The sequence below is a fragment of the Bacteroides sp. OM08-11 genome (genome assembly GCF_003438665.1).
In the GTDB taxonomy this organism is placed as follows: Bacteria; Bacteroidota; Bacteroidia; order Bacteroidales; family Bacteroidaceae; genus Bacteroides; species Bacteroides cutis.
The window spans coordinates 30,948-56,707 of the sequence record NZ_QSTJ01000006.1 but is presented as its reverse complement, the minus strand read 5'-3'; the positions used below and the strand labels follow the sequence as shown (position 1 = coordinate 56,707).

Genomic DNA, 25,760 nt, shown 5'->3' with positions numbered 1-25,760 from the left:
ATGACAAAAGCAAAAAAGCTAATAGAGGTAGCTATGCCGATTAAAGAAATATCGGCTGAAAGTGTACGTGATAAATCTATTCGTCACGGGCACATTTCTACTTTACATTTATGGTGGGCACGCCGTCCACTTCCTGTGTGCAGGGCTGTAATCTTTGCCAGTCTGGTACCAGACCCATTGGATGAACAATGTCCGCAGGCTTTTAAAGATGCTATACAGGAGTTGTTAGGAAACGATCCACTTTATGCTCCTTATCCGGATATTCCATATACTGCCATATACGATCCAATGCCGGACAATCTGCGCAATCGTTTGCTAATGTTTATAGGAAAGTTTTCTCCAGTTTGTCAAGCTAATATGTTGAAAGGCAAAAATACAGCTTCGAAAGAGCAGTTAAGTGAAGGTTGCCTGATAAAATGGGAAAGTAAGAACGATAAGGCTGTTTTGACAAAAGCAAGAAAGTTAATTTGGGTTGCATACAATGCAGGACAGAATCCTGATGCTTCTTTCATTTCATTAAGTCAATCATTTGATGTTGCCTATCAAGCTATTGAAAAAGCTGAAAACAATCTCTATAGTTGTATAAACCGTCATTTGGAAACTGATATCATAAAAGAAAAGGAGGCTGCGCTACAAACTGCGATTGATTGTTTTCAAAAGCAGATGCCAAGTGTGTTCGATCCATTTGCGGGTGGAGGTGCTATACCTTTAGAGGTAGCACGTTTGGGATGTCGTAGCTATGGCAATGATATTAATCCGGTTGCCCATATCATTGAAAAAGGAAGTGTAGAGTTTCCACAAAAATATGGTAAGCCCATACGATATACAGAAGAGGAATTTCGTCGTATTTATGGGAAAGAGGGTATAGATATGCTCATTGCCAAGGAAATTTCTATTAGCAACGGCATTATAGATATTCCCAACAGACTTTCTTTTGATGTAGAATACTATGCCAAACAATTGTTAGCTATGACAGAGAAGGAAGTAGGATATTTATATCCTGCCGATGAAAATGGGAACAAACCAATCGCTTACTATTGGGCAAGAACTGCTACTTGCTCTAACCCAAGTTGTAAAGCCGAAGTTCCTTTATTGAAGCAATTCTATTTGGCAAATACTTCATCGAAGAAGGTGTATTTGAATCCTGTCATTAATGGGACAGATATTCAATTTGAAATTAAGGAAGGAATTTGTTCAATAAAAGAAGGATGGAATAATCGGGGAAACATGACCTGCCCTTGCTGTGGAAGCATTACAACTGTAAATCAGGTTAAACAACAGTTTAAGGTAAAAACATCTAAAGAAGTTTTATTAGCAATCATTTCTGAAACGAATAGTGGAAAGCTGTACACATCATCAAGTAAAAATGAATACATTAAGCCGCAATCTGAAAATATATATAAGCCTACAGATAGAATGGCTGTTGAAAATAATAGAAATTTCAATACTCCAGGATGGGGAATAGAAATTTATGGCGACATGTTTTCTAACCGCCAACTATTCATGCTCCAAGCATTTATAAAGAATTTCTCTCTTTTAAAAAACAAAATAGAGCCTACACAATATACTCAAGCTCTTTACACTTACTTAGCAATCTGGATTGATCGAATTGCAGTAGTAAATACATCTTTGGGAAGATGGCATAATGGTCGTGAAACTATTGAACATCCATTCAGCAGACAAGCTATTGCCATGGTTTTTGACTATCCGGAATCTAACCCTTTTTGTAGCAGTTCAGGAAGTGCAACAAACCAGCTTGAATGGATACTACGATACATAGAATCAGAAAGTAATTCTTCTTTCTATACCAACTTAAAAAATGCATCAAGTGGAGAAAAAAGCCAATTTGGAGGTAAACAGTTAACTGCTGTGGTTACAGATCCTCCTTATTATGATGCGATTGCGTATGCTGATATATCAGATTTTTTCTACGTTTGGCTTAAGCGAACATTAAATGACACATATTCATTAAACTTTTCAACACCGCAAACACCTAAGTCAGAGGAGTGTACTGCGCTAAAACATCATCATAATAATAGTGAACAAGAAGCGAAATTATACTTTGAAAAGAAACTCACAGATATATTTGATGCAATAGAACAACAAACGTCTGATATTGTCAGTATAATGTTTGCTCACCAAACAACAGAAGCATGGACCACGTTGTGTAATTCTATTCTAAGTGCCCGCATGAACATAACAGGCAGCTGGCCTATGGATACTGAAATGGCAAATAGAAGTTTGGGACTGGCAAGTGCCGCACTTGAATCTTCTGTAACCGTTTCCTGTCGTCCTTCCGAACGTTCTGGTTATGGCAGTTTCAAACAAGTGAAACAAGCCATTGAAGAAAAAGTTAATAAAGAGGTAGAAAAACTTTATGGGTTAGGTTTTCGCGGCGCCGATCTATTAACAGCTTGCTTTGGACAAGCAGTAAGTGAATTTGGCAAATACGAAAAAGTAGAGAAAGCCGATGGAAGCGAAGTGACTGTAGCGGAACTTTTAGAACTTGCAAAAACAGCTGCCTTCAATGCCTTACTCAGAGGTTTTGATGGAGATGAGTATACCAAATTTTACATTGGCTGGTTGCAAATGAACGGCATGGGAGAAACCGATTTTGATGATGCTGCCAAATTCACACGCATCGGCATGAATATAAATGTTAGCGACATATTCCATCATCATTTACTTATTAAAAATGGAAACAAGCAACATTTAGCTTCTTACATAGAGCGAATCACAGGTGAAATACAAGGCACTAACATCAGTGATCCATTAATAGACCAAGTACAACAAGCTATGATGTTATGGTCAAAGGAAAATCGCCCTAAACTGCTGCGCCATATCAAGCTTGTAGGTTCCGAAACAAATAATAGCTTTTGGCGCGTATTGGCCTCTCTGAAAGAGTTACTATCCGATGGAGATGACCTAAAACAAGTAAATGGTTTGCTTGCTAATAGTGAGGAGTTAATACAGTCTTGCCAGAAGGATATAACTGGTCAGGCTACACAAATGAATTTAGGATTTTAATAAATACAGAATGATTATGAATGATAATTTATCCAAAGCACTCAGTATTTTTATTGAAGCTATGCGTCCGTTCGTCGTGGGTTTCTTACTGGAGAAATTTAAGAATGAGCCTTGGGAAGGCGTACTCTTTGCACGTCTTAAACCGGACAAACAAAATACCTGGAATAAAGCTGTTCAGTCGCTATCCGCAGATAGTGACCGTAAGCAACTGGTAGATTATAGCAATCTCTCAAGCTTTGCCATTGCCTTTAAACAAGAGCTAACCGATGAATTGGGAAGTAGCAAGGAGGCAAATAAACTTATCAGCTATCTGCAAGAGATACAGGAAGTACGTAATAAATGCAACCACTATCAGCCATTGGATGAAGACGAGATAGACAGAGCTTTTGGCACAATGAAATTAGTAGCCAAATTACTTCAGATGCCTGATTTAGTGAAAGAAATAGATACAATAAAAAATAGAGGTAATGAACCAACGATTCAAATAGAAACAGCTATCATCACAGAGACTTCTTCTACAGTTTCTTTCTCTGAAAACTCCCCTCTACCGGCCTGGTATACGAATGTATATCCTCATTATGACATCCGCAACGGCTCACTGGATGAGTCTGTTTTTGCAGCAAACCTTAGCGAAGTGGCTATGGGCATCGGACAAGAGGTGTATAGCAATCCGACTATGTTCTTTGAAAAGACCTATATCACAGCCGGATTGCGTGACATAGCCAACCGGGTTGTTCGGGCGTTGAATGGTGAAGAAACCGATAACCGAGTAATCTCCCTGCAGACTGGATTCGGAGGTGGTAAAACGCATACGTTGATCTCTTTATACCACATTACAAAAGCTGGAAAATCTCTACTCTCTTCAACTTATACTCAGCATATTTTAGATAGTAAAGTAGCTCCTCAGTTTGAGAATGCGCAAGTAGCAGTGTTTACCAATAACACCACTGATGTATCACAAGGCAGAACCACCGATAATGGAATCACTATTTATACTTTATGGGGAGAGTTGGCTTATCAATTAGGAGGTTTAGAAGGATACAACTTAATTAAAAAGAATGACATAGAACGAATTTCACCGGCAGCCAACTTATTCCGACCTATCCTGGAAAAGTCAGCTCCTGCTCTTATACTAATTGATGAGTTAGCGGACTATTGTAATAAAGCATCGGCAGTCATGATAGGAAAAGGAAGTCTATCTGACCAGACTATTGGTTTTATGCAAACACTGACTGAAATAGTATCTTCCGTACCTCGCTGCGTATTAATAGCCACATTACCCGGCAGTGCAGCAGAAGTTGCTTCATCAGCCATAGGGCAACAGATACTCACTGCTTTAGAAAACCGTATTGTCCGGGTTGGAACAAGTATTAAACCCGTCGAAGATGAAGAAATATTTGAAGTCGTTCGCCGTCGTTTATTCGACAACATTGGGAATCCACAAGTGATAGAGCTTGTTTTAAACCGTTACAAGAATACATATCATAATCGGCGTTCCGATTTACCCAATCAAGCCGACCGCATGGAATATATTAACAAGATGCGCAAATCTTATCCCTTCCATCCGGAATTGATTGATATGTTTCGTTTAAAATGGGGACAGGATTCTCGTTTCCAGCGTACTCGTGGAGTATTACGATTATTAGCATCCATCGTGAAGGATTTATGGACACGACGGGGATCATTAACCGGTACCCAAGCATTAATCCATACCTCGGATGTCAACCTTAGTAATCTGCCAACATTGACAGGTACTATAACCAGCCTGATGGGAAGTCAGTGGGAAACAGTGATTCATGCCGATGTTATAGGTACCTCAAGCAATGCTTATAAAATAGATAACGAAGATCCTAACAACAATATCGGTAAATATAACTTGACCCAAGGTATAGCCACTACCATATTAATGGCTTCATTGGGCAACTTGCAAAACAAAGGATTGACTATTGAAGAACTAAAACTATGTATTTTGAAACCTAGTGCATTCAATCATAGTGAAATAAATAGTGCATTAAACAAATTGGAACAAGTAGCTCATTATCTCTATTCCACTAATGTTGGTTCACGCAGTTATTGGTTTCAATCCAAACCTAATATCAATATTTTGGTAAATCAGGCTAAAGCTGAAATAAGCCAAGCGGATATTTCGGGGGAAATTATTAATCGACTAAATGTACAAACCCGTAATGTATCAAAAATCAAGGTACTGGTTAATCCAGCCAATGACATTCCTGAACAAAAAAGCCTTACATTGGTGATACTCGGCCCTGAATATGCAACACAACCCGGAAGTATAAATACCAAAACCAAAAAGCAAGTTGAGCAAATAGCCCAAAATAAAGGTAATAGTAGTCGAATATACAGAAATACTATATTATATTTGGCATGCTCTGAAATAGGTTTAGGTATGCTACATAGTAAGCTACTCGAGTATTTGGCTTGTACGAAAATACAAGCTGAATATAGTGGACAGATAGAACCAGAACAGAAGAAAGATATTTTGGAGCGTAAAGCCGAGTACGATAAGCAAGCAAATGCTTTACTTATTTCCGCTTATAATATTGTATGTAAATACTCTGTAAGCGAGGGGCTAGAGAAAATCGAGATTAAAGATTTTGCACAAGATTTTAACACGCAACTAAGTAGCAATCTTTTTAACAATATAAAAGAAGAAGAATGGCTGCTTGAAAAGTCAATTGGCCTCGGAACTTTACGCAGCAGTGGCTTATACCCTACAAAAGAGCAACCCATACAAGTTAACGACTTATATGAATCCTTTTTACGATTTGATGACAAACCCATGATTTGTGGAGTGGAAACTGTCAGTCAAAGTATCCAAAAGTATTGCGAGAATGGTGATTTTAATGTAGCTTGTGGTGAACAAGGAAACTACAATCGCATTTATCATCATGAATCTGTTCCATTCTTAGATGTTACCGATCCGCAATATTGGTTAGTGGATAAATCTATTAATAATCAACCAAAATCTGAAGAAAGTTCTACCGATGAACAGTCAAGTGCTTGGAATTCACCCACAGGAGAAAAATCGGAGCATACCCCCCCCTCCCAACCTGTAGACGAGTTACGGAAATTTAAATCCATTAAAGTCTCTGGAAAAGTACCAGTTGAGCGTTGGACCGATTTATTCTCCAGCTTTGTTGTTCCTCTCAAAAATAATGGTTTGGAAATAGAAATCTCTTTTAAGGCTAAAACCACAAGTTTAAATCCATTAGATGAATCGGCACAAATTTACAAAGTAGTAAAGGAATCGGCAATGCAATTAGGGCTCAATCTGGAAGAAGAATAGAATAAATAAAGTAAGAGCCATGAAATCTGTGACTCTTACTTTATTTTCGCTACTTATTATTGTACCCCTTTGGAATTAAGGGATGAATAATAAAACCGGACAAGCATCTACCAGTCAATCATATTTATTGTAAAAACGCAAGTAAAGATACAATTCGTGCAGAGATAGATTATTCAATATTACCCAGAAAGACAACAAAGTGAGTATTAGAATTCAATATATATATATATATATATGAAGATGTTAATTAAAAATCATATTTTCACATACTAAAGCGCGTGACAAATATAATGCAAACATATATAAATATAACATAATAAACAGAGGAAAAACACAAAATAAAAAGCGGTAAATCGATGATTTACCGCTTTTTATTTTATATACTACTTATTTCTTTATAAATATTACTTCACCTCCTCAAATATAAAGTATATTGATAATCAGTTAGTTACTGTTATCAAGATACAAATGATATGCAAATGTAAGTATAAAACCATATAGAAAAAGTACAAATGGACATTACTTTGTATGATAACATCCTTTTCTACAGATTAAGGGTTAACACAATGTTATACTACTGATATTCAGCATATTGAAGCTGTTCTTCCTTGCATTCAACAAAGAGTGTTAAATTATATTAAATCCTACAGGGCAATTATGATTCGTGCAAAGATAATATTTTGCAGTCAAAGGAAGAAAGACTTCTTGAACCACTTCTATGGTTCTATACTTCTGTTTCTGACGTAAGCTGACCCGTACGGTTTTCGGGTTTTAGACGGACATATATACAGTTTACTTTAGGTTAGCATATATATAAGAGCTAACCAAGGTAAACTAAAGTGTTTTTGTCCTGTAGATACTGCACTTTGTGGACTCTTTTCTCCTTTGACTGCAAAAACCTCTTATAGCCTTATCTCCACCTATAACGTCACTTCACACTGCTGTACCATGCAGTCTGCCATGTACCACCCCATCGGGCTTTGATAAGAATTGTGTTGCAAAGGTACCTGTCATGGCGTTCATCCTGCAAGGTCGGTGCCTGTGGTTTGTCCGTGAAATCTCCACGCTCTGATTGTGGCAGAGGTAGTATTTGACGGCAAAACCTTGCATTGATGAGCCATAACACCTTTTGGGGCAACATAATTCTTTAATCAATCCCGATGGTAGTTGGTTCTACATAAGGGAAGAAAATAAAAATTTTATCTTATGGCTAACATTTGCGACACTCAGTACAAGGTGACAGGCTCACGCAAAGCCGTGGCAGACCTTTGGAACACACTCCAAGAGTTGGAGGTGAACAGTAATAATGTGTATCTGTATCTCTTGGCAGAACACTATGGCATTGACTACGAGAAGAAAGGCATCTCGGTGAGAGGACACATCTATTGGGCAGAGTATGAGGAGAACGTGGAAGACGATTATGCCCTCTTGTCCTTTGACACCGAAAGTGCTTGGTCTTCATGCGACTTGTTCTTTGAGGAGGTGAACAAGGCACTTGGCGATGAACTTTCAATCAGTTGGCGAGAGGTTGAGCCAGGTTGCGACATCTTCTATACGCACGATGAGAACGACTTCTTCCCCGAAGAGTGCTACGTCACTGCATACGGAGAACTCTTTGAGGATTGTGAGGGTGCTTACTCCACCTTTGGTGATGCTATCAAGTTGTGGTGTGAGAAGACTGGTGTCTCACAGGACGGAAGAAGCGAACAGAAGATGATTGACTTCATCAATGAATACGAGTATGAGGCAGAGGACACGAATTTCTGCATCAATCCAATCACATTCGGCTAACAAGGAGGAACGGATATGGCAACGATAGACATGGAGCAGTTGGACGGCGTTGTAGGGTGTTTCTGCACCTTGCTTTATCCCCGAAGAGGTCAGACAGAGGGAACGATTGTCGAGGACTTGGGTTGTGAGGTCATTGTCCAGCTCATCAACGGCAAGGAAGTGACGGAGTACAAGGATGATGTTGTCATCTGTGAATAATCAGGAGAGAGTCTGTTGGCTATGTGGCTTGCAGACTCTTTCTTCCTTTGACTGCAAAAACTCTTTTAGGACAATCCTCCAATGAGGTTATGGCTGTTGTAACTGAAATACCTTGGGAGCAAGTTGTGCGGTTTGCTCACTTGCTCCAGTCCTGTTATAGAAGCGATGCTTCGACACCTGTATAGCGATACGTCGCCAAAGTCCCTTCGCCGTTTTAAGCGTCTCTGTACCTTGTTATAGGAATGGTCATTTCGCCTTTTGGTTTTACTCGTCTGTCTTTTGCGACTCTTCCTTGTCGGACACAGAACTTGGTCTTAGCATGATGACAGTGCTATCGCCAATCCTCTGATGTCTGTCCTCTTTTGGCTTGATGCCTCTATTGCTAAGCTGACCCTTAGGCTTGTCGTTCATCGTGCATCAGTGTTCATGCTCCTCACTCTTCTGATGATACAGCTGTAAGGTCGGATTTCCCGCTTCGTTTCTCCAGGCATACAGCCATAGCAGTGCCCCTGTCTGTTGCATACGGATTGCCTCCTTGCTTACAACCTTTGTTCCATTGTTTGGCCCCGTCTTTTTCTGAATTGAGCTATTTGAAAGCCACTTATTTTTACCATGCAAAGGTAGCGTGATGCTGCGAAGGACTTCCTCCTTCTTGTGTGGCCGCTATCGCTGTGACCAATAAAATAGTGCGTAATCTTCCTTTTTCTCCCTTACCGCCAACGACAAAAAGAGTATTGCGAACGATTTTCATGGTGCTTCCCACATGGTGCCACATCCCTGCTTTTGAATGCATGTAAAAATTAAGTTTCACTTTTAAATTCAATTCAAAATGAAAAAGATCGAGAACAACTTCACAGTTTCAGGTTTCGTAGGTAAGGATGCAGAAATCCGTCAGTTCGCAAACGCCAGCGTAGCACGCTTCTCATTGGCAGTAGGCCGTCAGGAGAAGAACGGCGAGGAAACCAACCGCGTATCGGCTTTCATGAATATGGAGGCATGGCGCAAGAACGAGCACACCGAATCATTCGACAAGCTCACCAAGGGCACGTTGCTCACCGTCGAGGGTTTCTTCAAGCCAGAGGAGTGGACAGACAAGGATGGCGTGAAGCACTCCAGAATCATCATGGTTGCAACCAAGTTCTACGAGTGTCCCGACAAGGAGGAGACTCCTGCGGAAGAGCCGGCCAAGCCAGCAACCAAGAAAGGCAAGAAATAGCCTTTCCTCTCCATAACAAGGCGACCTTCGGGTCGCTTTTGTTTTGCTCAGGGACATCAATCTGCTGTTATAGCGTGTGATAATCTTCTCTAATAACAACCATGTGCATTTATTAACCATAACGGCAACGCCGTCTTCCTTTATTCTAACCACTTCGTCCCTCACCATTTGCGAAACGTCACCAAGATGGTTGGCATACAGATATTCCCGGCTGATGGCGACAAAGTCGCTATTAGCCAAGAAAGACAGTATGCCAAGGTCTGAACGCGAGAGGACTGCCATCTATGCCACAAGATGCCGAAGCCGAGGCTTCTGATAATTGTGTCCTTTACTGGCTATCCACTCGCCTTGATATTCAGACCGTCAATCTTGCGACAGCTTCACTACCCACCCACACCTGCTTTACTATTCTTCTTCTCTTTGACTGCAAAATATTTTCTGTTATAAGCGGTGGTTTCGTCCAAGTGCGTTGTATCGCTTCGCCCCACACCTTCAGAACGGCATTACTGTACGGACACCGCACGAATCCCATGTGACAGGCAGCCAACAATGTCACTATCAGAAACTGACACTTCTGATAACTGCCTTTATTGCTGTCTGGCTGTCCCATTATCGGGCTTCGGCAATGTCCGTGTAATGCCATTCTGCCCACCCATACCACCTTTACCACTAATCAACTGTTTTACAATTTCTCTTCTGCTATACAAGAGGCAGTTCTTGTCCACTCAGGCATATTGAATGTGGCAGACATGTCTGCTACGTCCAATCTGCCTCAGTGTCCTGCGGCAAGGACAAGGCACATTTGTCATGCTGACAGGAGTGCCCGATTTGTCCGTTGCGCAACTGTCTCTTCTTGCCTGATATACGTTACTATCTACTTCTAAATTATACTGCTTTGCCCCACGCCTTTGCGAAGCGTTACATGGTCTGTCGTCATACAGACATCCTTGGCTGATGGCAACACGTTGCTATTAGCCAAAGCTGACAGTATGCCGAAGTACCGACGCGAGAGAATTGTCTGTCCGTGCTACAAGCTATCAAGGCTGAAGCTTTGATGACTTGCATCCCGGTCAGCCAACACACTCGCTTTATGTCGGTACAGCAGACCTGCAAACACTTCACTGCCCACCCTTACTGTTTCAATCTTTCTTCTTACCTCTTTATATATAACACATCATTCCTCTTGCAGCCAATATCAATAATCTTCTTCCAATCAGCGCAGTGGTAGGCATATTTCCTGCAAAGTTAGCCGCGTCTGAGACAATCGTCAAATTCTGCTTGAGGTCTTGTGACTGTGAACAATCTTCCTTTTCCTCGGAAAAGAGTATTCTTCACACATAATTTGTCTTTATGTCTTTTCTTGCGGCTTGTGGGAGCAGAAAATATCCCTCCACAGGCTGAAAGGTCTCGAAAGGAGGGAAGAGAAAGAAACGGTTAAGCGAACGCAGAGGGAATTTATTCACTATGCTGAGCGTAAGTTTCTTCAACGTAGTTAAACAAGTCCAGCGACATGGGCGACAAACTTATTTGTATCACTAAAAATAGAAAGGCAATGAAGATTATCATCCTGCATGATGCTGACGCACGCATCGAGTATCTTGACGTAGCCGACCACCTTCTCGGCTCAGACATCGAGGAGTTCCTCACCAGACAGGGCTTCTCAGTGAACAACATCACATGGCTTGTCACATCGGCAGACCATATCCCAGTGGTTTACCACAAGTATGACATCGACTGCAAGACCGGCGAGGCAACCCACACCAAACGAGAGGCAGAACTGCAAGACCTCACTATCCACGGACAACTCCAGGCATTGCAGCACCGGGAGCAGGACGAGCTGAAAGCGGCTCTTCGCAAGTACGGCACGGAGGTGGACGGAGGCTTTGAGGTGCATTTCGAGGGAGAGCAGCCCATCGTGGCAGGTTATCTCTTTGACGAGCCTCGTGACATCGTCATAGACGCAGCACGTTTGGATGCCGACGGAAACTTGTCGCTTCTTGGAGAGGACAAGGAAGTGAGGGATGGACAATACGACATAGAGCCAAGCGACATATTTGGCGGTCAGTTGGACTATGTCACGTCGAGTATAGGTGCATGGATGAAGTAGGAGCATGTATGACCCAGTGCATCGTATATGACGAGACGACCAAGGAGAGCGAGACCTTTTGCTCATTGACCGCAGCCAAGAAGTGGATGCGAGAGCGCATCAAACAGAAGCATGAGGTAAGCGGACAGAAGTACAGAGTCTATTCCGACGGAGAGTTTGTTAATTGCGGCTCTATCAGTCTCACAGGCAGCAACAAGTCTTTTGTCGCCAATACAAGGCAGACGAAGAAAGGATATTAATAACAAGGTAACGGCAAGCCTAACCAACTTGCCACACATATATTGATATGGAAAAGCAAATATTGAGTTTTAATGACTTGCCATCAGCATTGTCATTAGTAATAAACAAGCTGGAGATTTTAGAAGAAAAGTTTTCCACACTAATGACTCAAATTCAGCCCGATAAGGGATTGGAATGGCTTAGTGTTTCCGAATTGAGTGAGTATCTCCCTACCCATCCAGTTGAACACACAATCTATTGTTGGACAAGCAATAAACAAATACCATTCCATAAGAAGGGGAAACGTATCATGTTCCTCAAATCTGAAATTGATGAGTGGATGCAAGATAACAAGAGTAGGTCACGAGCAGAAATTATGAATGAAGCAATAGCTTATGTTCAATCAACAAGAAAAGTCATTTAAATAACAAGGTAACGGCAAGTCTAACCAACTTGCCACTATAACATTTTCACATTATGATTTACACTCACACTATCGGACGCATCGGAGCAAAGGATTGCCGCGTCATCACAGGTACACACGGAACATTCATGGCTGTTGACATCGCAGTGGACGACTACAGTAAGGGCAAGCAAATCACCACTTGGGTAAGGGTGAAGAGCAGCAAGGAGAACCATATCCGTTTGGCTGAATACCTCACCAAGGGTCGTATGGTGCTTGTGGAAGGCACACTGACTTCTTCCATTTGGACAGACCGCAACGGAGAGAACCACATACAGCATAGCATCATAGCTGACTCCATCGCCTTTGTCAATGCAGGGAAGAAGGATGCAACCGACACACCTGCAACAAAGGCACGCAAGGCAGCCAAGGCAGAGGGCGAGGCTCCCGTACCGCCAGCCGATGCACCGCAGGACAAGAGCGAAGACCTTCCCTTCTGAGGGTAGTATCAACTGAGAGTAGTACGTACTAATCGTAGTAAATCCGCTTTTACTATGGTTAGTATGTACTATCAGTAGTAGAATAGTAAAGTAGTATTCACTAATAGTAGTATCATGTTATGACACAGATAATTGCAGTATTAAATCACAAGGGTGGTGTAGGGAAAAGTACGACCGCAGTAAGCCTTGCGGCAGCTCTGCAACTGAGTAAGAAGAACGTCTTGGCTATTGACATGGATGGACAAGCCAACCTCACGGAAGCCTTGGGATTGTCCATCGAGGAAGAACAGACAGTCCATGGCGCAATGTGTGGACAGTACACCTTGCCGTTGGTCAAGTTGCACAACGGCATCACCGTCTCACCCTCATGCCTTGACCTGTCTGCGGCTGAGTTAGAGCTTATCAGCGAGCCGGGACGGGAGCTTATCTTGAAGGGACTTATCACCAAAGCCATCGCCAAAGAGCATTTCGACTACATCATCATCGACTGTCCACCGTCATTGGGCTTGCTGACCTTGAATGCCCTCACCGCAGCCGACTACATCATCATCCCTGTTCAAGCGCAATACCTTGCCATGAGAGGTATGGCAAAGTTGATGGACATCATCCGCATCGTTCAGGAGCGGCTCAACTCCAACCTTAAAGTGGGCGGCATCGTCATCACCCAGTTCGATCGCCGCAAGACGTTGAACCGAAGCGTGAGGGAAATCGTCAATGACAGTTTTCACGAGAAGGTTTTCAAGACCGTCATCCGTGATAATGTGGCTTTGGCAGAAGCACCCATCAACGGCAAGACTATCTTTGAGTATAATCCCAAATCCAATGGTGCCAGTGATTATATGTCTTTGGCAAAAGAAGTGTTAAACTTAAAATAGCATAGCCATGAGCAAGAGCAGTATGTTGAAAGAGGGAATGAAAGGCGGTCTCAACGGACTCCTTTCTTCCACAAAGAAGCCGAGTAAGGAGCAGATAGTCACAGAAACTACACCAGCACCACCTGTGTCTGTTTCTGAGACTACCGAAGTGCCGGTGCATTGCAATTTCCTTATCAACAAGAGCATCCACACGAGGATGAAGTACCTCGCCATCAAGAAAGGGATGTCCTTGCGTGATATTGTCAATGAGGCAATGACAGAATACCTAAAGCGGCATGACACATGAGTGCCGCGCGGTATCATCGCCGAACAGACGATGATACCGCTATCTCTTCTATAAACAGACTTTACTATCCGTAGTATGGTAGTAAAAACTATTCGACTATTATACTATTCGTAGTCGATACTACTTTTAGAAAATACTATCCAACTCATTTTTAGGGCAATAGTTTTCTCTGCTTGTAGGACTGTCTCCATGCTGATAAAAGGCAATGTCGTTCCCTATTACAAGATTTTCTCTTTTTCCCTCATATCAACTATCGTCCTTCCCCATATACAGCTTCGCCCCACGCCATCCCGCCCGTTTCCTCTTTTACATAACAGATTTCTTTTCGCCTGCCTTGCCGCTGCGGATATTGTTTTGCAAAGGTAATGCTGGCGATTGTTCAAACACCAAATCGTCCATTGCATTTGACCGAAAAATCTTCCTCTGCGTGCAGAGCGTATTTTTCGCTCCCGATTTGGCTTTTTGATCGCCATCACTCTTGGAAAGCAAAAAATATCCCTTGGGCAGGCAGGAAAAGCCTCCGAAATAAGGGAAGAAAAAACATAAGAGCAATGGCACACAAGAATGACTATCAAATCCAAAAGCAGTTAGACAAGCCTCAGACTTGGTTCTGCAAATACTATCCCGCACGCATCCGCAATGTGGGTGAGAAGGAGATTGCCGACAGACAATTAGTGTTTGACTTCAAGGACGGAAGAGCCTACGAGGAAGTGGCGCAGCGCACCGCAGAGAATATGCTGACACTCTACGGCAAGGGTTGCGTGAACATCGTCTTCGCCCCCGTTCCAGCATCCACAAGCGAGAGCAACGAACTCCGCTACAAGGCTTTCTGCCACAGGGTGTGTGAATTGACAGGAGCGGAAAACGGCTACGAGCACGTGAGGGTATGCGGAGAGCGTAAGACCATCCACGATAACCGCAAGAACGAGGATGAAGTCCGCAAGGCGAATGTCGTTGAGTTTGATGAGCCGTTCTTCGACAACAAAATGGTGTTGGTCTTTGACGATGTGATAACCAAGGGTCTCAGCTATGCCAAGTATGCCAACCAACTCGAAAGGCTCGGGGCATGTGTTATTGGCGGTATGTTCCTCGCACGCACACATTATAAAGTAAGGTAAAGTATGACAAAGTACGACAAGGCAGTGTCCGTATGCTTCAGCGGACACCGCAGCGTACCTTTCGCCAAGCGGAGGGAGTTGAAGCAATGTCTCAAATCGGAGATAGCCAAGGCGTATGCCGACGGCTACCGGTATTTCTATTGTGGCATGGCAATGGGATTTGACCTGCTGGCGGCAGAAGCCGCCCTTTCGTTGCAATGCGAGTTGAAGGACTTGCAGGTGATAGCCGTTGTGCCGTTCCGTGGTCAGTCTGACCGGTGGAGCAAGGAAGAGCAAGCCAAGTATGATGCCATCCTGCGCATCGTGGATGACGTGGTCGTATTGAGCGAGCAATACTACAATGGCTGCCTTCTGAGGCGCAACGACTATATGGTCAACCGCAGTTCACGTCTCATAGCCTACTTCGATGGCAATCCCAAGGGCGGCACGTTCTACACCGTCAGAGAAGCCAAGAGGCAGGGATTGGACATAGTGAATCTTCATAATAGTGTATAACCCATAAAACAGAAAATGCTTATGGACGATATTGTTGCAATCATCGTTTGCTACTTCGTGTTCGGAGCTTTGGGCAATGTGCTCAGAGCTTTGTTCGGCGGAGAGAGACGAAACGACTTCCGCCGTGACCGCTAAGCGTCTTTAAACCAAGATACGCTGACAGCCATACGTCTGCACCTTACCCCAAAAAGATGCAGCGGATAATTGTGTCCGTAGGCAAGGATATTCAGATTCCTCACCTTAACATTTTGATAAAAATAAAGATACTGCTGCCTATATTTCAAGACAGCAGTATAAACCTTACTCTGCAGGTGCCCATTTGCAACGCACAGGAGAGACGATTGCACCCTCTGCTTTCAGCTGCTTCATGGCTGCATCTACCTCTTTGCGGTCGAGACCGCTGAGTTCTGCGATTTTACCTGCGTTGAGAGGCTGACCAGCCTCTTTCATTGTTGCCAATACTTTTTCTTTTGCGTCCATTGTTTTGATGATTTGATGTTTTGTTTATAATCTTGTTATTAACTCTTGTATTTTGTCTTCCCTTATAATCTTCGGTTGTGCCTTACCTGCCAGAACGAGAATTTTCTTCCCGTTTCTGTAGATGTGCAGCTGTCTGCTTCGTACCACTGCTGTCAAGGTCTCATCATCCTGCATGGCTTGCCATATAGGATAATACACACCTTCTGGTTCAAACAACTTCTTCTGAAGGTGTGAGCACATGTTGGTTGTATCTATTGTCATATCGTTACGTCATATCATTAACATGATTCTGCCAGCTTCTTTTGTGAACATTTCAGGGAAACGGCAGATTGTTGCATACACCTGCTTGCTTGTCACAGGCTGACCGTCCTTTCTCAGGTGCAGCCTATGACGATTGATGGCATCGGCAATCTGGTCGGTTGTCATGCCGCCATTTCGCTTTACCATCACATATACTATGGCTTCTTCTATCTTCATCCTTTATTCATCTGTTTTTCAATCCATGCCATCAATACGGCAACAGCATATTCCTGTTCTTCCTTGGTCAGTGCCCTGCCTGCTGAGATGTGATGCCACTTGAAGAAGCATCCCCGGCAACAACAGCCAGTGGCATGTTGAGCCAGGAAAACAGGATGCCCACGCATGGGAGTCTGCTTGCCGTCGTTCGGTATGACAGCCGGAGCAAGTCTTTTTGCCACAAAGTCCTCTGCGTGTTTTCGTATCGTCGGCAATCCCTTTTCCATTACATACTCCCTGTCTTGCTTGGACAGATGGAACCGGCTGCGAAAATCAGACTTTGCCAATCTCTCAAAGAGATTCGTCAGGTCATACTCTTTCTTATCACCAGGAACGCTTTCTTGCGGCTCTTCCTCTTGGAACAACGATGGATATATGTATTTCTGTGACATCATTATCTGTTGCTTCTGATTTCTAATGTTATATCCATATATGACCGCTTGCCGTCTATATAGTCTGCATAGAGTATTTCTTCGCTTCTGCCTTTCAGAATATGGCACTTACCGCACAGCTCACAGTTGTGCAGACATCTCCATTCATTCAGAACGTAATCCAAACGTTCCTCTCGTGTAGATGATTCAATAGAGGGTGTGCTCATAATCAGTGTCTCCCACAGCGTGGTCAATCAGTGCCTGAAACTCTTCTTCCGTATAGTCTTCTTCCCAACCATACGTTACGTCCTTTATGCCCAAAGTAAACCCTAATGCCTCAGAATAGGATATGCCAATTTCAGCTGCAAGGTCTCTTGCCGCTTGAAAAATCTGCTCTTCTTTGCTTAAGGGCAGTTGTTTCGCTTTCTTATGTTTTTTCTTTGGTTTCCCCATTTGAGTATATTCGTTTAATAATCAGCGTTGATGGGCATCTTGAAATTCCTGTATTTCTTTCGGAGTTCCTCATTTTGCGCCTTCATTTCCTCATACATATCATTCAGTGCGTCAGGAAATCCCCATCCACAAGGGCTTGCCCAACGAAGGCATTGCTTGATTCGGGAATCATACTTGTCCCAAAGGTCATAAAGCACGATGTGGCGCAATGTCTTGTCGAAATTACTCTCAACAGAATCATAGAATTGCTCCCACATGTCTCCATAGTCATAAGTGAACTGACAGGCATTCTCCATATAGAACACCATCAATTCTGCGACTGAATCTTCCGAAGGCTTCAGTTTCTTGAAGTCGGACAATGCCTTGCGGCACACTGAGAAGCGTGTCTTTGGCTCTCTGTTTCTGCTCGGATAGAACTCTTCCCGTATGATGTGCTTATACTCTTCCAGCTTCTGGCCCTCATTCGGCTCTGCATAGAAGTCAAGATATTCCTTTGCCTCTTTCCGTGCAGAATAAAGTTCCAATACCATTTTTATTATTTCACTCTTGTCCATGGACATGAGGACAGACTTTAATTTAGATTTTGACATTTCTGCTCTTTTATCTTAAAAACGGGTCAATCGTTGCCAGCAACTCTGATTTCTGCATCACACCGCTCGTCCTCCACAACACTTCGCCGCGTCTGAACAGCATCAATGTGGGCACAGACTGTATGCCATACTGACTTGCAGTCACCCCATACTTGTCCACATCTACCTTGATGATGCGGATTCTGTCACCCAACACTTCCTTCACCTGCTCAAGGATGGGGTGCATCATCTTGCATGGCTGGCACCAGGTGGCGAAGAAATCGACCAAGACAAGTTGGTCACTTGATATAACGTCTTTGAATGTTTCCATTACGATTTTCTGTAAAATTATGCTATTTTCTTTCCTGTTATCTTACAATACTGCCCTGCAAATGTTAAAATCGAGAAGAATTCAATGAAAAACCTTCGTTATTTCAAAGAATATTCGTACCTTTGCAGCGCTCATCTATAGATAGAAGGAGTTTCGAGACCCGGTTGCCTTTGATGCAATTCGGGTCTTGCGTTTTATAGTGGTGTCTGCAATCTCTTTTTCATCTTCTTTTCCAAAGCCTTTAGTCCATACTCTTTGTTAAGATGGTATGCTGTCAACAGATAGAATCCGTTGCTACGTTGTTGTTCCAAGACAATAACATACTTTTCCACTTTATCATAGATGTATGTTTTCTTGACCTTACGCTTTTTGCCGTCCCTCTCTTCTATGGTAAATACATCCAGATTGTCTGGTGTCAATTCTCTCACATGGTGATTTATCCAATGAAGCCTTTGTGAACGAGCCATCTCGAATACTCGCTTTGGATAAGTCGTACCGTCTTCGTTCTCAACCATGATTTCTTCACAGGTAAGATGCTTGAACAATCTTGCCATGTCAATCTCGCCATCTGTCTTTATAGGATAGATGCGCCACCCTCTGAATGAGAATTGACAGTTATCTTCTATATCACGCTTGAATATTGCATGAAGATCATGCTCTCTTTCTCGTTCACTGAGATATGCCAGTTCCAGCAGCTCAGGGTATTTCTTGATAATATTCAAACTGCTCATTGGCTATTTCAGTGCGATAAAAAACAAATTAAACTTCTTTCTAAATTTGGGAGTTGTGGTGTTGAGACTGATATTACTGTGTTTTTTTATCTTTTCAATCAGCTTCATTTTGGCTCTCACCCTTCCTTCAACTTCTCCCTTTTCATATCTAAGGTTGTAGTTGATGGCTCCCATTAGAACATCTGCCAATTGGATGAAGACACTTTCGTGTGAACGTATAAACTGAAACCTGCCAATGGAAGAGTTGTATTCCATTATTTTTCTGAGCCTCTCCAGCTTATCGCTACTGCATGTGTCCTTGATATCCATATATATGTTATATGTATAATCCATGTCCATCTTGTGATGCAGCAATTGGTAGTACATGCGAAAGTAGAAATCATTAAACGTATAGTCTTCTCGTTTCTCGTCAATCTGACTCTTGTCAACAACCACAGCCCTAAATTCCATGTCATTCATAAAGAACCAGTCTATAAGCTCTGCATAGACTTTATACGTGGCCTCGTGGACATTTGTCCATTTCAGCTCATCACTATAGCCGTGCTTCTTCTTAATATCTTTTATGGCATCTTTTGCCATGCGGATTTGTGTGTATGCTATACTTGTACATCCCAAAAGCATGTAGGGATGACCGTCATGCACCATGTGGGTGCTTTCATCACAGTAGATGTTGAATGTCTTATTCATTGTATCTGTTTTTTGTTTATTCTTTATTCCTTTTCTTCAGCGGTCCACTATGAGGTCCACGGTTCAGCGTCACACCATGCTTGTTGAGTATGCGGAACACGGAACTTCGGCTTGTGAAGCCGCTGATGGCAAAGATGTCATCTATGCTGTGCCCCTCGTTGTACATGTTCACGATATTCTTCTCACGCTCCAGTTTCGACAGTGCCCTTTCCGACTTCTTGGGCGGCCGGATATTCTGTTGCAGATGGATGATGTGTGCCGATGCCTTGCGCAGCACGGCACACTCCTCAGAGAGTGACCCGAACATACGGATGACCTGTGAGGGCTTGGTGTCGGGGAAAAGTTCGTCAAACGTATCGATGCGGTCTTGGATGGAGATGATGCGAACCACCTTCACACGGCAGTATTCTATGAATGTAGCCAGTTCACGGGTGCCACGCAGTGCGTTACTGAACCTCGACACCACCAGCTCGTCGCCGCGCTCCAGACTCGATATGAGCTGCTTCCACATCGGGCGCAGCCTCTCGTGTTCGGACAGTTCCTCTATCACCTGAACACAGCCGTATTGCTGCATCCAAGCCTTGTCTTCTGCATACTCTTCGCCATTGGTGGCGATAAAGATGTAACCTACTTTTGCCATACTGTTGTACGCTATTAAATGAAATCAAGTGCAAAGGTACACTATTTTTCCGAGAAACAATCATACTTGAACGAAAAATCATACTTAAACACGATAATTTGCCATTTTCTTTTCACTTGATTTCATTGAAAATCATACTCGCAAGTATGATACACAAATAAGATTAAACTTACTGTCATTCTTGCAAATATATCGCTGAAACGCATTAACTTTGCACCGTCAATTTCAAAATCAGACTCAAAATAATGACAACAATGAAATATGAAACCCAACTTTTCGGAGGACAAACCAACCTCCATTGCATGAAGCAAATATTGCATAATGCAAAATCAAACTCGCATGGCTGTATCAGACTTGCCATTTGTATTGCCACTGCGTTTGCCGTAGTCATGCTGACAGCATGTTCAGACGGAAACGGCACGAAGTCGTTCCATTCGAGCGATGAAGCCATCAGAGAGTATCATGGCTTTCTGACCACTCTTCGACAGAACGGCAAGGTCTCAATTCAGACATTAGTTAAGATTGTCAACGAATGGCGCGTGTTGGACGATTCCGTGACATCGTGCATCTCACGTGACACTGTCAGGAAAGCCCACTCATACCCGTTCACGGTATATCATGAGTTGAACGACTCCATCCACATCGAGCTGTGCCGTATGGCGATGTCTAAGCAACGCACCTTTCACGACCTGCTCTATCTCAGAGAACAGACCTCTTCCCATGTTGGTGATGAGGAACTACAGCAAGCCGTGAAGGAAGCACAGCCATTCTTCGCTTCCTTGGATAGCCTGCCTATATATAATAAAGGTGGTAAACAGGCGGTACTGAAGCGTTACCTGCTGTTCCTGCAAAAATCCGCCAAGCAAGGCATTCACGGCAAGGAAGACCTGCTCGCTTTCATCAAGGAAGAGCATTTGTATTTCAAATCCTTCCTGCAATACCTGCCGGATTTTGCTGACGATGACATCGGTGACATCAGACGAAACACCGAACACTGCTGTCGGGAGATACTCCGTGCCGCCGACCGCAAGGATTTGTCCCACAAGGATGCAATGATATACCTCTCCATGCGCACCAACCACCGTCTGCTGCGCAACGCACAAGCGGCTATCGAGGATCTGAATAGTGGCAGGGTAAAGGACGAGCACACCATGCACGCCTACCTCCTGATGATGATGCAGCCGTTCATGACGATGGATGACCTTTCCGTGAGCGTGCTCTCCGACAAGGACAAGGCAGACCTCTACAAAATAGCCGATGCGCTCCCCAAGGAGATGGACGGTCTGGCCAAGAAACTGCACCTCGACAAGCAACGCCTGTCGGATATGCCCATGCTCATGATGAAGATTTATGTCACAAGATTATAAACACCCCAAACAGAGAATACGATTATGTTAGAACAGTTTTGCGATGATTTCCTTGCCGTCGTGCCTTTGCAGTTGCCAGAACTGCTGGACAAGCGCAAGATGGAGAAGCCTGTCAAGTATGACGATTACGTGCTTCTTACTTTCCAGTTGAACACCCCTTTCACGATAGAGGAGGTGATGGATATGCTCGAAGACGAGATGGAAATGATAATCCTCTATCACCACATTCCAAGCCGTCATACGGAGTTCGGACACAGCTGCTGTGCCTATTCCAACCCTTCTTTCGGACGGATGTTCAAGGTCAACGGCTCCACAGATGAGCGTGGCATGGTCAGCCAGATAAAAGTGACCATCTATGACTCGCTGGAGCACATGTCGGCAGATGTATGCCTCGACCTCAGTCTGCATTGCAAGAACGGGTTCTTCAAATACATGAAGCCCAAGGAGGAAGTCCTGCTCGACTTCATTTGAAAGTTACATTTGCCAGATGACAGTCCTGTTCTACCGCAACAACGCTCCATTCTGTTGTCCACAACAAAGGCCAAAGTCATGCCACAAGCTCCCGACCATCTGATGAAGGAAACGCTTTACATGAAGATTATCCATCTTCTCGACCGTCACCGCACATGGCTGGAGATTGAGAGCATCGCCACTGTCCGCAACCACACGATAGTCAGGAACGGCAGAATGACCGACATCCTCAGCCGTGTGCTTGTGGTCAAGGCCATCCACCATCATTTCCCCTACACGAGAGGGCAAGTGTGGCAGATAGCCGAGTACGACTTGGAACAGGCTATCAAGAGCCTTCGGACAACCGACGGAGCTTTCCGTCAGAGAATAATCAAGGGAGAACTGACACTGGAGGATGTGGAGCGTATCATATCCACTGCCACACACGGTGTCGTCCAGCCCGACCTGAGTCCACTTCCATTATTCACATGCTATACATATTATGACAAGTAAGATACTGTTTCTCATCCTGATGTCAGCGTTCTTCTTTGTGACGATGATTCTGCACAGAAGCCGCAGACAGTTTATGACACGGTTCTATCTGCGCATGACCGCGCTTGTGACAGCAAGGAAGCTCTACCGGTTGATGCTGCTCATCCTGCTGTACGTGTTCCACTTCCTCTACCTCTGTGTACACTATAACGACATAGGCGTAGTGGCTTCCACCATAGCGTTTGCCATATTCTTTGTCTTTATGGATGTGGAGAGGTGGCTACAGCGTCTGCACGAGGAGCGGACACCCTTCTGCATCGCCGCGTTGGCGGCAGTGGTGTTTGTCTTCACTCCTCATCTGTTCACGCTTGCTGTCACCATCTCCTTTGTCCTTCTGGCATCACTGTTCTATCCCTCGCGCATAGTCATATCGCTGTGGAAGAACAAGGCTGACCGCAAGATGCTCCTCGAAGACACAGAAATGCTCATCATATACTACTATTAAGTATCACCTGTATCATGCCGTTCCTTTTGTATAATGGAGCTGGCGACAAACAACAGTATTCACCAAACAGATTATTGAAATGAAGAAACAGAAACATAGAACGAGTTCCGGCAAGATGTCTGAACGGATGTCCCTGTTGGAGTTCTTGAAAGAGAGGTCCGGGATAAGGCTGTCGAAGCTCGAAGCCTACCTTGACCTTGTAGACAAGGCTTCTGTACAGTACATCCCCAAGGATCTGTGCAAGCAGGAGTTCAGCCTGTCCAACGGGCAGTTTGTAATCACCATTACCGAACTGGCAGGATGCTGGCATTGGCACCGCGCCACTGTCCGCACCTTCATCGAGCAGTTGGAGAAGATGAACCAGATTTCCGTCACCCGTCTCACGAAGAGCCAAATCATCACCATCCCGATGTTGGCTGAGACACCTGCCGTTTCTCCGATTGACGCAGCCTTGGATGTGTTCCGCCAGAAGATGTGTACCGCATTGGACGAATGGCGAAGCGGCAAGATGTCCGCATCGGCTTGCGCCTCGGAATGTGAACAACTCTACGAAGATGCAACAGAGGAAGTAGCCATTATCTTGCAGAAAGCCGACAATGGCAATTCAATTGGCAAGGTGCCATGCGGAAGAAACATTCCCGAATCTGTAGGACACGCCTTTTGTATGACTGCACTCACAGCTGTCTGCGAAGCCACCTTCCATCAGGTGCTTTCGCAGGAAACAGATAACGCCCTCGTTACCTCCCTTCTTCCCTTCTTTTACAAAGACCTGGGAGGAGACTGGCTCTCATTCATCGAGGCGGCAAAGGCAATATCAGAATTGGCATTGGATGGCAGCTCACCAGCCTTGCATCAGGAAAGCGCAGCCATCAAGTCACAGTTTCAGTCACTCTGCCGACCGTTCCTTGCCATTGTAGCCAACCAAGAGGGCTCCTGTCCATCAAAAGGCTGTATTAACCTCTAATAATCACCGTACAACGCTTCTTCTTTTCTACTGGCACAGTGTTTACACGTCTGCCATTGCTGTAAAATAATCGGGCTTGCCCGTTGGTCGGAAATGAGGGAATTTGGGTAGCCTAATACCCCTCTTGGTCTCCGACCATCGGGAGGCTGTCCTTACAAGCAGCAAGCTGGAGACAGGAGAGTTGTACACACATAAAAGGAAATAGGTTATGGCAACACCAAAACAGGTTATGGATTTCCGACCATCTAAGGGAATCACCACAGCACAGAGCAACGAGCACCAACGCCGTTGGACGGAAAAGGGTTGGGGATCCGCTGAATCAACAGGCAACTACGACCGCAGCCGTGAGCGGCTCAACTTCGAGGTTCGGGGCGGCAAGGTTTGTCCTATAGACAAGAGCCGAAGCATCCCGGAGCGCATGGCAGACATCCTGCGGAGCCGTGGAATCAAAGACCCCAACGAGGGACTGGCAGAGCCACGCTTCCGCACAGTGGTCAATTTCATCTTCGGAGGCTCACGAGAACGTATGACAGAATTGGCATTCGGTGACCAGAAGGTGAATCTCACTCACGGAGCGGACAATTCGCATCTAACCCGATGCAAGGACATTGAGGAATGGGCAAAGGATGTTTACCGCTTTGTTGCGGACAAATACGGTGAGGAGAACATCGTCGCTTTCATCTTACACTTGGACGAAACCAATCCGCACGTTCACTGCACCCTCTTGCCAATCAAGGACGGCAAGTTTGCATACAAACAGATATTCGCCGGAAAGGACAAGTACGAGTTTTCTGCCAGGATGAAAGCCCTGCACAGCGAATTTGCCGATGTCAACAAGCGTTGGGGCATGGAGCGCGGAACTTCCGTCTCAGAGACGGGAGCACGCCACCGCACCACCGAAGAATACCGCCGCCAGCTGTCAGAACAGTGCACCACCATTGAGCAGTCCGTCGCCACCCATCAGCGGACACTCGCCTCGCTCCAATCGGACATCCGTCTGGCAGAGCGGAGAGTAAAAGGACTCACCTCAATGGTCAACAACCTCTTGCAGGAGAAGGTTGAGAAGGAGGCGGCACTTGCTGAATTGCATCGGCAGATTCTTGCAGGTCACGACAATCCTGATGCTCTCCGTCAGCAAGTCCAAGAGCTGGAGCAGGAACTGTCCGCTATCCAGTCGAAACTGGACGACAAGCAGGAGAAGCTCTCAGAGGCTGACCGCAAGCTCGATGCCCTGCGTGAGGAGATGACCGCCATGAAGGAGCGCACGGAGGAGTTGCGGCAGGAGGCACACAGATATTCCGATACTATCCGACAAGGTGCGGACACCGTTCTCAGAAATGCCCTTCTCGAAAACATGGTCAGCGAGTTCTCCGAACGTGTGGCACGGCTTTCCAATGAGGGCAAGGACGTGTTTGACGGTTCCCTGCTTCAGGCCTTTGCGGAGAATGGAACGGAGGTGATGTACTGTGCCACGCTTCTATTCCTCGGCTACGTCGATGATGCCACCACCTTTGCCGAAGGTCATGGCGGTGGCGGCAGTTCGTCCGACCTCAAATGGGGACGTGACGATGACGAGGATGAACGCGCTTGGGCACGCCGTTGCATGATGAAAGCTGCACGCATGATGCGCCCCTCTTCCGGCAAAAGGAAGAAACGATAAGC

34 protein-coding genes are annotated in these 25,760 nt (G+C 44.5%); 19 read left to right on the top strand and 15 right to left on the bottom strand.

The genetic code is table 11. The features are described 5' to 3' along the window. Both DXC10_RS11640 and DXC10_RS11635 read left to right on the top strand, forming a co-directional pair. Positions 1–3,027: a DUF1156 domain-containing protein gene (locus DXC10_RS11640; protein ID WP_117737910.1), complete on the top strand. Its 3,027-nt coding sequence runs from the start codon at positions 1–3 to the stop codon at positions 3,025–3,027. Positions 3,028–3,043: 16 nt separating this feature from the next. Continuing rightward, complete coding sequence (locus DXC10_RS11635; RefSeq protein ID WP_101543458.1) at positions 3,044–6,334, top strand: DUF499 domain-containing protein; 3,291 nt, start codon at positions 3,044–3,046, stop codon at positions 6,332–6,334. 928 nt (positions 6,335–7,262) lie between these two features. Here the strand turns inward: DXC10_RS11635 and DXC10_RS11630 are convergent. Continuing rightward, positions 7,263–7,475: a hypothetical protein gene (locus DXC10_RS11630; RefSeq protein ID WP_007837487.1), complete on the bottom strand. Its 213-nt coding sequence runs from the start codon at positions 7,473–7,475 to the stop codon at positions 7,263–7,265. Between the two features lie 65 nt (positions 7,476–7,540). Between DXC10_RS11630 and DXC10_RS11625 the strand changes: the two genes are divergently transcribed. Further along, a complete protein-coding gene (locus DXC10_RS11625) occupies positions 7,541–8,125 on the top strand; it encodes a hypothetical protein (RefSeq protein WP_005816332.1) in 585 nt (194 codons plus the stop codon). A gap of 15 nt (positions 8,126–8,140) precedes the next feature. Then, positions 8,141–8,323 (top strand): hypothetical protein, encoded by a 183-nt coding sequence (locus DXC10_RS11620; RefSeq protein WP_004319908.1) that lies wholly within the window; start codon positions 8,141–8,143, stop codon positions 8,321–8,323. A 607-nt stretch (positions 8,324–8,930) separates the two neighbouring features. Here the strand turns inward: DXC10_RS11620 and DXC10_RS11610 are convergent. Next, positions 8,931–9,074 (bottom strand): hypothetical protein, encoded by a 144-nt coding sequence (locus DXC10_RS11610; RefSeq protein WP_007897403.1) that lies wholly within the window; start codon positions 9,072–9,074, stop codon positions 8,931–8,933. Positions 9,075–9,152: 78 nt separating this feature from the next. Here DXC10_RS11610 and DXC10_RS11605 point away from each other — a divergent pair, with 78 nt between their 5' ends. Next, positions 9,153–9,539 carry a single-stranded DNA-binding protein gene (locus tag DXC10_RS11605; protein WP_004319910.1) on the top strand — a complete coding sequence of 129 codons (387 nt, stop codon included), beginning with the start codon at positions 9,153–9,155 and terminating at the stop codon, positions 9,537–9,539. A 355-nt stretch (positions 9,540–9,894) separates the two neighbouring features. Here DXC10_RS11605 and DXC10_RS11600 read toward each other — a convergent pair whose 3' ends face one another. Then, positions 9,895–10,209, bottom strand: a complete 315-nt coding sequence (locus DXC10_RS11600) for a hypothetical protein (RefSeq protein ID WP_224204806.1) — start codon at positions 10,207–10,209, stop codon at positions 9,895–9,897. Positions 10,210–11,091: 882 nt separating this feature from the next. Between DXC10_RS11600 and DXC10_RS11595 the strand changes: the two genes are divergently transcribed. From DXC10_RS11595 to DXC10_RS11570, 6 genes are all read left to right on the top strand, one after another. Further along, a complete protein-coding gene (locus DXC10_RS11595) occupies positions 11,092–11,646 on the top strand; it encodes a hypothetical protein (protein ID WP_005816324.1) in 555 nt (184 codons plus the stop codon). Next, the gene (locus DXC10_RS11590) at positions 11,634–11,885 is read left to right on the top strand and encodes a hypothetical protein (protein ID WP_007837480.1); all 252 of its coding nucleotides are present in this window, start codon (positions 11,634–11,636) and stop codon (positions 11,883–11,885) included. Before DXC10_RS11595 ends, DXC10_RS11590 begins: the two co-directional genes overlap by 13 nt. 47 nt (positions 11,886–11,932) lie before the next feature. After that, on the top strand, positions 11,933–12,289 hold the full coding sequence (locus DXC10_RS11585; protein WP_007837478.1) for a helix-turn-helix domain-containing protein: 357 nt from the start codon (positions 11,933–11,935) through the stop codon (positions 12,287–12,289). 53 nt (positions 12,290–12,342) lie between these two features. Continuing rightward, a complete protein-coding gene (locus DXC10_RS11580) occupies positions 12,343–12,768 on the top strand; it encodes a single-stranded DNA-binding protein (RefSeq protein ID WP_005816321.1) in 426 nt (141 codons plus the stop codon). Positions 12,769–12,887: 119 nt separating this feature from the next. Then, positions 12,888–13,643, top strand: coding sequence for a ParA family protein (locus DXC10_RS11575; RefSeq protein WP_117713282.1), 756 nt, complete (start codon positions 12,888–12,890; stop codon positions 13,641–13,643). Between the two features lie 7 nt (positions 13,644–13,650). Beyond that, a complete protein-coding gene (locus DXC10_RS11570) occupies positions 13,651–13,929 on the top strand; it encodes a plasmid partition protein ParG (RefSeq protein ID WP_005816317.1) in 279 nt (92 codons plus the stop codon). Positions 13,930–14,235: 306 nt separating this feature from the next. On the opposite strand, the gene DXC10_RS11565 is transcribed toward DXC10_RS11570, so the two are convergent. Next, complete coding sequence (locus DXC10_RS11565; RefSeq protein ID WP_225494525.1) at positions 14,236–14,487, bottom strand: hypothetical protein; 252 nt, start codon at positions 14,485–14,487, stop codon at positions 14,236–14,238. Here DXC10_RS11565 and DXC10_RS11560 point away from each other — a divergent pair. Continuing rightward, a complete protein-coding gene (locus DXC10_RS11560; RefSeq protein ID WP_005816315.1) occupies positions 14,481–15,047 on the top strand; it encodes a hypothetical protein in 567 nt (188 codons plus the stop codon). The genes DXC10_RS11565 and DXC10_RS11560 overlap by 7 nt on opposite strands. A gap of 3 nt (positions 15,048–15,050) precedes the next feature. After that, positions 15,051–15,542 carry an SLOG family protein gene (locus DXC10_RS11555; protein WP_005816313.1) on the top strand — a complete coding sequence of 164 codons (492 nt, stop codon included), beginning with the start codon at positions 15,051–15,053 and terminating at the stop codon, positions 15,540–15,542. A 300-nt stretch (positions 15,543–15,842) separates the two neighbouring features. On the opposite strand, the gene DXC10_RS11550 is transcribed toward DXC10_RS11555, so the two are convergent. The 10 genes from DXC10_RS11550 to DXC10_RS11500 form a co-directional block, all read right to left on the bottom strand. After that, positions 15,843–16,022, bottom strand: coding sequence for a transcriptional regulator (locus tag DXC10_RS11550; protein WP_005816310.1), 180 nt, complete (start codon positions 16,020–16,022; stop codon positions 15,843–15,845). Positions 16,023–16,046: 24 nt separating this feature from the next. Further along, a complete protein-coding gene (locus DXC10_RS11545; protein WP_005816304.1) occupies positions 16,047–16,283 on the bottom strand; it encodes a hypothetical protein in 237 nt (78 codons plus the stop codon). A 9-nt stretch (positions 16,284–16,292) separates the two neighbouring features. Next, positions 16,293–16,499, bottom strand: coding sequence for a hypothetical protein (locus DXC10_RS11540; protein ID WP_005816302.1), 207 nt, complete (start codon positions 16,497–16,499; stop codon positions 16,293–16,295). Beyond that, positions 16,496–16,933, bottom strand: a complete 438-nt coding sequence (locus DXC10_RS11535; RefSeq protein WP_005816300.1) for a DUF4186 domain-containing protein — start codon at positions 16,931–16,933, stop codon at positions 16,496–16,498. Before DXC10_RS11535 ends, DXC10_RS11540 begins: the two co-directional genes overlap by 4 nt. 183 nt (positions 16,934–17,116) lie before the next feature. After that, positions 17,117–17,362, bottom strand: coding sequence for a hypothetical protein (locus tag DXC10_RS11525; RefSeq protein ID WP_005816298.1), 246 nt, complete (start codon positions 17,360–17,362; stop codon positions 17,117–17,119). A gap of 14 nt (positions 17,363–17,376) precedes the next feature. Next, entirely contained in the window at positions 17,377–17,952 is a 576-nt protein-coding gene (locus DXC10_RS11520) for a DUF6155 family protein (protein ID WP_007837469.1), read from the bottom strand. A gap of 10 nt (positions 17,953–17,962) precedes the next feature. Further along, positions 17,963–18,262 carry a thioredoxin gene (gene trxA / locus DXC10_RS11515; protein ID WP_005816294.1) on the bottom strand — a complete coding sequence of 100 codons (300 nt, stop codon included), beginning with the start codon at positions 18,260–18,262 and terminating at the stop codon, positions 17,963–17,965. A gap of 194 nt (positions 18,263–18,456) precedes the next feature. Then, positions 18,457–18,993, bottom strand: a complete 537-nt coding sequence (locus DXC10_RS11510; RefSeq protein WP_005816292.1) for a hypothetical protein — start codon at positions 18,991–18,993, stop codon at positions 18,457–18,459. Positions 18,994–18,996: 3 nt separating this feature from the next. Then, entirely contained in the window at positions 18,997–19,680 is a 684-nt protein-coding gene (locus DXC10_RS11505; RefSeq protein ID WP_005816290.1) for a DUF3800 domain-containing protein, read from the bottom strand. A gap of 16 nt (positions 19,681–19,696) precedes the next feature. Next, entirely contained in the window at positions 19,697–20,320 is a 624-nt protein-coding gene (locus tag DXC10_RS11500; protein ID WP_005816288.1) for a recombinase family protein, read from the bottom strand. 254 nt (positions 20,321–20,574) lie between these two features. Between DXC10_RS11500 and DXC10_RS11495 the strand changes: the two genes are divergently transcribed. The 4 genes from DXC10_RS11495 (at position 20,575) to DXC10_RS11480 (ending at position 23,134) form a co-directional block, all read left to right on the top strand. Further along, positions 20,575–21,687, top strand: a complete 1,113-nt coding sequence (locus DXC10_RS11495; RefSeq protein WP_005816286.1) for a hypothetical protein — start codon at positions 20,575–20,577, stop codon at positions 21,685–21,687. A gap of 24 nt (positions 21,688–21,711) precedes the next feature. Continuing rightward, entirely contained in the window at positions 21,712–22,158 is a 447-nt protein-coding gene (locus DXC10_RS11490) for a hypothetical protein (RefSeq protein ID WP_004319947.1), read from the top strand. Between the two features lie 78 nt (positions 22,159–22,236). Continuing rightward, positions 22,237–22,650: a hypothetical protein gene (locus DXC10_RS11485; RefSeq protein WP_005816283.1), complete on the top strand. Its 414-nt coding sequence runs from the start codon at positions 22,237–22,239 to the stop codon at positions 22,648–22,650. A gap of 73 nt (positions 22,651–22,723) precedes the next feature. Beyond that, positions 22,724–23,134 (top strand): hypothetical protein, encoded by a 411-nt coding sequence (locus DXC10_RS11480; RefSeq protein WP_008766906.1) that lies wholly within the window; start codon positions 22,724–22,726, stop codon positions 23,132–23,134. Here DXC10_RS11480 and DXC10_RS16565 read toward each other — a convergent pair. After that, on the bottom strand, positions 23,118–23,528 hold the full coding sequence (locus DXC10_RS16565) for a hypothetical protein (protein WP_229127720.1): 411 nt from the start codon (positions 23,526–23,528) through the stop codon (positions 23,118–23,120). The two genes, DXC10_RS11480 and DXC10_RS16565, sit on opposite strands and share 17 nt — an antisense overlap. Between DXC10_RS16565 and DXC10_RS11475 the strand changes: the two genes are divergently transcribed. Continuing rightward, the gene (locus tag DXC10_RS11475) at positions 23,490–24,098 is read left to right on the top strand and encodes a hypothetical protein (protein ID WP_233519923.1); all 609 of its coding nucleotides are present in this window, start codon (positions 23,490–23,492) and stop codon (positions 24,096–24,098) included. The genes DXC10_RS16565 and DXC10_RS11475 overlap by 39 nt on opposite strands. A 208-nt stretch (positions 24,099–24,306) precedes the next feature. Further along, a complete protein-coding gene (gene mobV / locus DXC10_RS11470; RefSeq protein ID WP_008665034.1) occupies positions 24,307–25,758 on the top strand; it encodes a MobV family relaxase in 1,452 nt (483 codons plus the stop codon). The last annotated feature ends 2 nt before the right edge of the window (positions 25,759–25,760 follow it).